Here is an 8,199-nt window from a genome sequence, read left to right as displayed (position 1 = left end):
GTCCCAGGAGGGATTCGAACCCCCGACCGACGGCTTAGAAGGCCGTTGCTCTATCCTGCTGAGCTACTGAGACAAATATGTATAATAAAAATACCGCGCGATTCCTATTATACTCTCATTTCTATATTTTTCAATAGTTTTATAAAAAAATTAATAATTGCATCCTTCCACATGACTTGAACGTATTATTTTCATACTCAACACAGGTACAGAATATGAATGCTTTAAGCAGGCAATATTGAGGATATTAAGCTCAGTTGCATTTAAAATGGGCAGACATATTCAGGATGAGACTTGCTGGGTAATCATTTGCATACATACATTCAACTGAACCAAATAAAGGAGAGAAACCGCTATGAGACAACTTTTATCAGCATTATCCTATTTTAGTATCTTCTTCGCCCCGTTCCTGTTTCCCATCATTATTTGGATTGTAGCTAAAGACAACTATATTGAGGGACATGCTAAACGAGCCTTACTCTCACATATATTCCCGTTTCTTGCGGCAATCCCGCTACTTTATTTCTTCGTTACCGCCCACAGTCTAGGTTCCGCTGTCGGATTCGTAATTCTGTTCTTTGTCATTTATGCATTAAGTTTTGTGTACAATATCGTCAAAGGTATTCAAGTACTGCGTGAATATGCCTAACCTAACCACAAGCTCCACAACGAAGTTAAAATAAACATTCAAAAACCCGCCTTTCGAAAGAAGGGCGGGTTTCTGCATTCCGGTTACTTGTTTCCCTGACGCCACGGATTTCTCTGGGCAGGACGCTTGCTGTTAATGGCGAGCACTTCCTCGGCAAACTCGGTATGATGCGCATAAAGGTTCCCTTTGTTTTTCTTGAACTTGGAAGCCACTGCTATCACCTCCCCGGAACTTGCATATAGTATGGCTCCGGGTAATTCCGCTTATCCTTTGCAGCTATCGGCATTTGTTGGAACGCCCACCTTAACCTTGCCCCACCAAATAACGCTGAAGCGTCGGTCCCAGTAATCCAAAAGCAAGTAACTCACTCTGAAACCGGGCTTTATCTTCTCCTGCTGTAATGCCTTCACTGTTCTCAAACGCCGTTTCCGTGGCATCTTCAAACGCGTTGTGCATATTGTTATTGTACCAATCCAGGACTGCATCCGAATGATTGCGTACAATTCGAACGACTTCAAGCGAATTCCCTGGCTGGGTAGCCGCAACGTATACAAGCAAAGACGGATCACCCGTATTTCCAGGCTGTACCTCAACTTCTGCACAAGACAATCCATCCACTTCGGTTAATCTGCGTATTTTGGCATCCTGAATGGCATACATTTGTTATCGCGCTCCTTTGTCCATTTCATGTACTTTGTTCGATCTGGTATCGGGTCTCTGGTGTTCCCAAACGGTAAATCTCCCGATACACCTGCTGTAACACAGCTTCATATGCGCGGTTTACAGACTCCTCCGGCGTATCCGGCCAAGGGAATACCATTCCTGGAAAGGCCTCTTCCTCTTTTTCCTGCATCAGATTAAGCAGTCCCAGTAATTGTTCCGCCTCCTGAGGCGTCGCCTGGATCACCCATTCATACGACGTTACGTGCGGGTCCGGAATAACGGAGCGCCCCATGACAGATACATAATAGGTCATACTGTCCATTTGCAAGTTCTCTCCTTCACAGGCATGTTGAGGCCGTTGTCCCTAGATATAGTTTCCGAAGAGGACAGACATTTTATGCCTGCTTTCGGCATATATTTGTTACGACTTCTGACGAAAAAGACAACATTTGCTGGCTGTTAGCAACTAAGCAGCCATACGGATGAATGACTCGACTAAGAAAGGATGAACAAACCATGTGCGGTATAACCGGCTTCATACAGTGGAATCGGGATTTGACCCAGGAATCAGAGCTGCTGGTCCGGATGACGGACAGCTTGTCGAACCGGGGGCCCGACGCTTCAGGTACATGGATCTCCAATCCTTGTGCGTTCGGACATCGGCGTCTCAGCGTTATGGACCCGGAGAACGGGGCACAGCCCATGCATGCGTTACAGGGAGACACCTCCTATACCGTCGTGTATAACGGAGAACTATACAATGCACCCGAGTTGAAAAAGGAATTGCTCCAGCGCGGACACCATTTCCGCACACAATGTGATACGGAAGTGCTGCTCGCCTCTTATATTGAGTGGGGTCCGGCCTGCGTTGACCGGTTTAACGGAATTTTTGCTTTTGCCATATGGGATGGCGGACGTGAACAGGTTTTTATCGCCCGTGATCGGTTGGGTGTCAAACCCCTGTTCTACAGTCATGCAAAGGATGCACTCGTATTTGGCTCAGAACCGAAATCACTGCTCATCCACCCGGATGTAGAAGCTGCAGTAGGCCCTGAAGGTTTGGCAGAAGTATTTATTGTCGGTCCTGCCCGGACACCTGGACACGGCGTATACTCCTCCCTTAACGAGCTCAAACCTGCGCATGCGCTTATCTACAACCGAAACGGTATTAAAACCTATGCTTACTGGAAGCTGGAAAGTCAGAATCACGAACATAATTTGGAAGAGACAGCTGCCGAAGTACGCAGACTGTTGCAGGATACATTAGAACGCCAATTAGCTTCTGACGTTCCGGTCTGCTCTCTTTTGTCGGGGGGACTGGATTCAAGCGCTCTATCTGCGTTAGCGGTAGATTATTATAACCGTACAGGTCAAGGCCAGGTCAGCACGTATTCTGTTGACTATGTGGATAATGCAAAGCATTTTCAGGCCCATTCCTTCCAGCCTGGTGCAGATGGACCCTGGATTAAGCGTATGGTGGATGAACTGAAGACAGATCATCACTGGATTGAGATTGAAAATGGCGAGTTGGTTCACGCACTGACCCAGGCGATGCTTGTGCGTGATTTGCCGGGTATGGCGGATGTAGATTCCTCTCTCTATCTGTTCTGTAAAGAAATCAAAAAAGGAGCCACCGTTGCCATTTCGGGCGAAGCAGCGGATGAAGTATTTGGCGGTTATCCTTGGTTCCACCGGGAAGAGATGCTCAACTCCGGTACATTCCCATGGTCTGTTGCGCCTGATATGCGAGCAGGATTATTATCCCCGGACATTCGGGAATGGATCAGGCCACTCGACTATCTCGCGGACCGCTACTCGGATGCTGTGGCTGAAGTACCTTTACTCGATGGGGAGACCGGTAAAGCAGCCCAAATGCGAGTAATGTCCTATCTGAACATCACCCGCTTCATGCCTACACTACTGGATCGGAAAGATCGGATGAGTATGGGAGCGGGCCTTGAGGTTCGGGTACCTTACTGTGATCACCGTTTGATTCAATATGTATTTAACGTGCCTTGGGACATGAAAATGACAGGCGGACGGGAAAAAGGCATTCTGCGTAAAGCGCTGGAAGGTGTACTGCCTGACGATGTGTTGTACCGGAAAAAGAGTCCTTATCCGAAAACACATAATCCGCAGTATCTTGCTGCCGTTAAACAGCAGGTGCTTGATATTCTGGATGACGCAAGCTCACCGATCTTGCCTTTAATCGACAAAGCTCAAATTCGTAAATTGGCCTCTTCACCGGATGCTTCATCGAACCTGCCCTGGTTTGGACAGTTAATGTCGGGTCCACAGCTATTTGCATATCTGACACAGATCAACTCGTGGTTGCGTACGTACAAAGTGGCCATTCGATAAAAAAAGCTATCTTTTCATTCTTAAAAGGGGTGCTGATGAGCAGCATAATAGCTGTTCATCAAGCACCCCTTTACCGATATCTATGGATTGATCAGTACCGGATTACGTTCAAGCAATCCACTTCCAAAGATATCTCTGAACGGAGAATCCTCCATATGAATATAACCGATGTAACAGCCACACTTCTTCATGCCACACGGCCGATCTGCGGCCAAAGCCTGCAAACCATCGCGGTAGAGATGCCCAATAATTCGACGATCCTTGTAACACCTTTTTACATGCCCTGACCCTTGCACATAAAATACCTCCGAACCAGCGGAACAGCGCTTGCCCAGACTATCATAATCCCGCAGGTTCCCATCAAACAGCGGATCAACGGATCGTAAAAAGTCGACCTCTTCCACGCTGTAATAATTGGGTCGATCTTTAAATGCATTGATCCACATATACACGTCATCGGGTAACGCCTGCCTCATCGATTCAATAGCAGGAAATGCGCTGCGCAATCCAACCGTCCCCACACTGAAAGCAAGTCCCATCTCACGTAAAGTCAAACATTGTTTGACGAAGGAAGACTCCTTCGTTTCACGCGGGTGATAGGTTGCCCAGAATGCCGCTTTATCCCGGTTCATTTCGCGCGCCCAGTCCAGTTTGACAGACAGATTGGTTTGGACTGCAATTTTATCCACATGTGGCATATGCGATAGTTCAATCATCGCTTCCCGATACCAACGTCTTACCAGAGCTTCTCCATAAGGGTTAAAGAAAATCGAAAATTGATGTCCAGCACTCTCCTGATCCTTAACCCAATTCACAAATTGACGCAGTTGTTGTTCATCCACTTCCAACGTCTCCTTGGAATCTACCGTTTTGCTAAACGGGCAGTATGGACAGTCGTAATTACAGGACGACAGCTTCCCCCGATAATACAAGGTTGCTCTCATGAGAACACAAACCCTTCCATTTGTTCACGAACCTCAGCGGATATGAGCCAATCTCCAATGGCATCCGAGTAGCCTAGTCCCTCTTCTGTCAGACGCAGTACCCGGTTACCCTTATCGTCCTGCTCAAGCTCAGCCATGCCCTCAGACAACAGTTCACTCAACCATCCGTAGTCTGACAGGACTTCCGTCCCGAATCGCTGATCATAATCCGACAGCGCCAAACCTTCCCGATGCAGCAGGGCTTTCAGAATAAAGCGGCGCTTCTGCTCCTCCCGGCTGAGTACAATGCCGTAATCGGCCACATCATAACGCTCGGTTGCCACATAATCGGCGATGATGCTCTGTGTGGTCTTATAACTAACACCATACTTGGAAGCATAGTGTACTTCACTGGTATAAGAGCGTGCACCGCAACCCAGACCAACCATGCCTTCCTCCTGACAGCTGTAGGGTAGAAGCTCTTTGCTTCCAGAAGATGATTGTTCTTTGGCAAATCTGCGCATGGAATACTGGACATAGCCTCTGCTTTTTAAAGTCTCACGCGCAGCCTTATACAGCTCCATCCGAATATCCGGTCCCTGACGTTGTATATCATCCGGTTTCACAATGGTATTCTCGCGGGTGTACAGTGGGTAAATGAAAATCTCACCCGGTTCATATGAAAGGACACGTTCCAGCGAATACAGCCATGATTCCACCGTTTGTCCTGGCAGACCATAGATTAGGTCCAGATTCAACAGAGGGAATTCATACCGTGTAAGCTTCTCAAGCGCGCGTTCCACTTCCTGTGGTTTTTGCGGACGGTAAATGGCCGAGGCTTCGGCTTCGATAAAACTTTGGATGCCCATACTTACCCGGTCCACACTTCGCTCCTTCATGATCGCCAATTTGGCTTCCGTCACGGTATCCGGTGATGTTTCTACCGAGATCGAAGCTTGCGTTGGATCGAGCCCCATCACCTGTTCCGCAATATCGAACAAGCGGTTCAATTGAATTTCATTTAATAATGTGGGCGTCCCACCACCGATGGCAAACCTCGAATAGGGTCTCCGTGATGTGAGTGGTGCCCACTGTTTGGCTTGCCGTTCCAGCGCATCCACATAACGCACATGGGTGTCATCACGACGATCCGGCAACGTGAACAGGTTGCAGAATCCGCAACGAGCGGCACAAAACGGAATGTGCATATATAAAAAATACGTATCGGTATTCTCACGTTCCCACAATGGACCGAGCGGTAAAGGTGGGTTCAACTCCCGATATGCGGTCTTGTGGGGATACGAATATAAATAAGAGCGATAGGGGGAAGCAAGCACTTCTCTGAGACCTGTAGCTGTATTGGATCCGGACTGTGCGGAATGACCTGCTGTCGTATGTTGAGATTGATCGTCCATCGGTTTCCTCCCTGTATCCGGTTTGTAGTTGTTGATGATATGAATCATTAGTTCTATAAAATAAATTCACGGTAAGGCACATTCCAGACAACATCATGCGCAAGCCTGTGCCCCTGATAACCGTCCTCCCCATACGCCGTTCCATGATCGGAAAAAGCTAAACATAACGTAGGCCGTGAACGCTGCCTCATTGCATCAAACAATGGCCCAAGGGCCTCGTCCACATACCGAAGCGCTGCACGCTGTGTTTCTACCGAGTCCTCTCTTGCACCCTCCACAAAATAGCGATTGGGACCATGGATAGCAGACACATTCAGGAACAAAAACAACCTCTCATCCGGTGCGCTTTGCTCCAGCAGCTTCAAGGCATGCTGAACCTGATGCTCAGTTGATTTAGGATTGGTTACCCCAAAATTCATCCGCCAATAGCTTTGCTGAAAATAACCCGGCAGCACTTTGGCAAGTGGATTTTTCTTGGTGAAGAAAATGACCCCGCCAATACAAATCGTACGGTATCCTTCAGCCGCTAACCCGGATACGATATCCGGTGTGTCAAACAGCCACGTATGCGGATGCGTCTTTAATCCGGTATTTCGGGAATGAAAAAGTCGTACGTGGGAGGCTTTGTCCGTATTGGCAGGTGTAGGCATGAAGCCACCAAAAAAAGCATGATGTGCCGCATAGGTAAAACTTCCCGGAGTATGGCGCTTCTCCCAAGGACCCGTACCGCACAGGTTGGGGCAATTCTGTTCCTCCAGCTTAGCCACGTCATACCTTAACGTGTCCAGCGTAACCATTAATAGATCATGGGAGCCTACGATGGTGTTCATATCAGTCATGGTTGTAAGGCTCCTTTCGCAAAAGTTCCATTTGCCATTCATAGGTTCCAAGTCCGTTATGCTGCACTCTGTACAACAAATCTCCGAACGGATTCACATCCAGAATATAGGCACGCGGCTCAGTACCTCCACTGAGCATCACATCAATCCCGGCAGACCATGAGTTGGGGAAGGCAGCCATTGCTGCTTTCGCTGCTGTCTGAACTCTATCCATCCGCTGTTCATCCAGCCCTGCTTCTGCAGGCAGCAACCGCTCATTACGCAAATGCAAATTGGTGATTGGTGTCTGACTTAGCCGTACGATGGCATGACCTGCTTGTCCACCTGCCACAAGCTGGCGAATATCAAATACGCTTGAACCCAGGGATGCTTTTGCCATCCAACGTTCAATCTGGGCACCCTCAGAACACAGCCAATCCATCAGCGCAGAAATCTCTGAAGTATGTGTGTACCTGCGCAACCGGCCTTCATTATAAAAAATGACCTTTCCCTGAACCCGTTCCATTCCCACAGTGGTTATAGCGATTTCGGCACCCGTTCGCGGATTAATTTGATAGGCAACAACGCCTGAAGCCCCGGAGCCACATGCAAGTTTCACGAAAACGCGATTCATACCGGCTGTTGTAATCGCTGTACGCAGGTCCGCATAATTGCGGATCGGTTCCGAAGATTGGAGCGTTGGGGGAACGTGAACGCCATGGACAGATAGATGCTGCTGGCATTTCCTTTTATCAAACATAATCGCAATGTCATGAGGATCATTCATGAACCGGGCATTAGGCCAATATTCCAGAGCTTCATGGCGAATTCGTTCCAAACAGGCCTTCCAGCCACGAAACCATTGGTTGGGCGCGTAGATCCGTCCCCACTCCTGTTCAAGAGTGAGTGTCTGTTCTGCCGGAATCATTCCCGCAGAAAGGCCATCGATTAACGGAGATACATCATTCACAGCTCCAAGAAAGAGCAGCTCACGCTCTACTTCCCATTCCTCACCAGAGGCATCCAGTCGAATAAGAGGTACACTATTCACTCCATGAACTAAATCATGATTCGCATATAATATCGATGCTGGTGAAGATATCCACGGCTCTCCCTTAACGTGTGTAGTCCCTCGCCCTTCCAGACATTGCTGTACGGCATCCGCCATGGTTCCGCCCCGTCTCCAAGTCTTTAGCAACCGGGCATAAGGCAGCACAAGTGCAGGTTGTAAGCCAATACGCTGTCTTGCCTCCTGTAATCCAAGGGTTCGGCGATTATTCGGGTTTCCAATTAACAATAACGGCTGCTCCAGCGTCATATCCGAATCCTTAACTGGGCTTTGCAAATTTTCTTCCATTTCTGTCATGCCT

General features: G+C 48.3%; 9 protein-coding genes and 1 tRNA gene. 2 read left to right on the top strand and 8 right to left on the bottom strand.

The features are described 5' to 3' along the window. Nucleotides 1-73 (bottom strand) — tRNA-Arg (locus A6049_RS22040). A gap of 282 nt (nt 74-355) precedes the next feature. On the opposite strand from A6049_RS22040, the gene A6049_RS22035 reads away from it, so the two are divergent. Next, nucleotides 356-649, top strand: coding sequence for a magnetosome magnetite crystal formation protein family (locus A6049_RS22035; RefSeq protein ID WP_063566709.1), 294 nt, complete (start codon nt 356-358; stop codon nt 647-649). 83 nt (nt 650-732) lie between these two features. On the opposite strand, the gene A6049_RS34430 is transcribed toward A6049_RS22035, so the two are convergent. The 3 genes from A6049_RS34430 to A6049_RS22025 all read right to left on the bottom strand — a co-directional run bounded on the left by A6049_RS34430 (nt 733) and on the right by A6049_RS22025 (nt 1,634). Continuing rightward, nucleotides 733-861: a hypothetical protein gene (locus tag A6049_RS34430; protein WP_256336669.1), complete on the bottom strand. Its 129-nt coding sequence runs from the start codon at nt 859-861 to the stop codon at nt 733-735. A gap of 91 nt (nt 862-952) precedes the next feature. Further along, nucleotides 953-1,309, bottom strand: coding sequence for a hypothetical protein (locus tag A6049_RS22030; RefSeq protein WP_063566708.1), 357 nt, complete (start codon nt 1,307-1,309; stop codon nt 953-955). A 25-nt stretch (nt 1,310-1,334) separates the two neighbouring features. After that, on the bottom strand, nt 1,335-1,634 hold the full coding sequence (locus A6049_RS22025) for a hypothetical protein (RefSeq protein ID WP_063566707.1): 300 nt from the start codon (nt 1,632-1,634) through the stop codon (nt 1,335-1,337). Between the two features lie 194 nt (nt 1,635-1,828). Here A6049_RS22025 and asnB point away from each other — a divergent pair, with 194 nt between their 5' ends. Then, on the top strand, nt 1,829-3,673 hold the full coding sequence (asnB, locus tag A6049_RS22020) for an asparagine synthase (glutamine-hydrolyzing) (RefSeq protein ID WP_063566706.1): 1,845 nt from the start codon (nt 1,829-1,831) through the stop codon (nt 3,671-3,673). 80 nt (nt 3,674-3,753) lie between these two features. Here the strand turns inward: asnB and A6049_RS22015 are convergent, their stop codons facing one another. The 4 genes from A6049_RS22015 to A6049_RS22000 are packed head-to-tail and all read right to left on the bottom strand — an operon-like array spanning nt 3,754 to nt 8,195. Next, nucleotides 3,754-4,617: an STM4011 family radical SAM protein gene (locus tag A6049_RS22015; protein WP_063566705.1), complete on the bottom strand. Its 864-nt coding sequence runs from the start codon at nt 4,615-4,617 to the stop codon at nt 3,754-3,756. Continuing rightward, nucleotides 4,614-6,011, bottom strand: coding sequence for an STM4012 family radical SAM protein (locus A6049_RS22010; RefSeq protein WP_063566704.1), 1,398 nt, complete (start codon nt 6,009-6,011; stop codon nt 4,614-4,616). Before A6049_RS22010 ends, A6049_RS22015 begins: the two co-directional genes overlap by 4 nt. Before the next feature lie 53 nt (nt 6,012-6,064). Continuing rightward, complete coding sequence (locus A6049_RS22005; protein ID WP_063566703.1) at nt 6,065-6,850, bottom strand: STM4013/SEN3800 family hydrolase; 786 nt, start codon at nt 6,848-6,850, stop codon at nt 6,065-6,067. Further along, complete coding sequence (locus A6049_RS22000; RefSeq protein WP_240321514.1) at nt 6,843-8,195, bottom strand: STM4014 family protein; 1,353 nt, start codon at nt 8,193-8,195, stop codon at nt 6,843-6,845. Before A6049_RS22000 ends, A6049_RS22005 begins: the two co-directional genes overlap by 8 nt. Nucleotides 8,196-8,199 lie beyond the last annotated feature (4 nt).

Origin of the sequence: Paenibacillus sp. O199 (assembly GCF_001636635.1) — a bacterium.
Lineage (GTDB): Bacteria > Bacillota > Bacilli > Paenibacillales > Paenibacillaceae > Paenibacillus > Paenibacillus marchantiae.
The sequence above is the reverse complement of the archived record's forward strand: the minus strand, read 5'-3'. Positions and strand labels throughout refer to the sequence as shown.

Coding starts and splice junctions, on each gene's coding strand:
- A6049_RS22035 (WP_063566709.1), top strand. CDS start 356: ATGAGACAACTTTTATCAGCATTATCCTATTTTAGTATCTTCTTCGCC.
- A6049_RS22030 (WP_063566708.1), bottom strand. CDS start 1,309: ATGTATGCCATTCAGGATGCCAAAATACGCAGATTAACCGAAGTGGAT.
- A6049_RS22025 (WP_063566707.1), bottom strand. CDS start 1,634: ATGGACAGTATGACCTATTATGTATCTGTCATGGGGCGCTCCGTTATT.
- asnB (WP_063566706.1), top strand. CDS start 1,829: ATGTGCGGTATAACCGGCTTCATACAGTGGAATCGGGATTTGACCCAG.
- A6049_RS22015 (WP_063566705.1), bottom strand. CDS start 4,617: ATGAGAGCAACCTTGTATTATCGGGGGAAGCTGTCGTCCTGTAATTAC.
- A6049_RS22010 (WP_063566704.1), bottom strand. CDS start 6,011: ATGGACGATCAATCTCAACATACGACAGCAGGTCATTCCGCACAGTCC.
- A6049_RS22005 (WP_063566703.1), bottom strand. CDS start 6,850: ATGACTGATATGAACACCATCGTAGGCTCCCATGATCTATTAATGGTT.
- A6049_RS22000 (WP_240321514.1), bottom strand. CDS start 8,195: ATGACAGAAATGGAAGAAAATTTGCAAAGCCCAGTTAAGGATTCGGAT.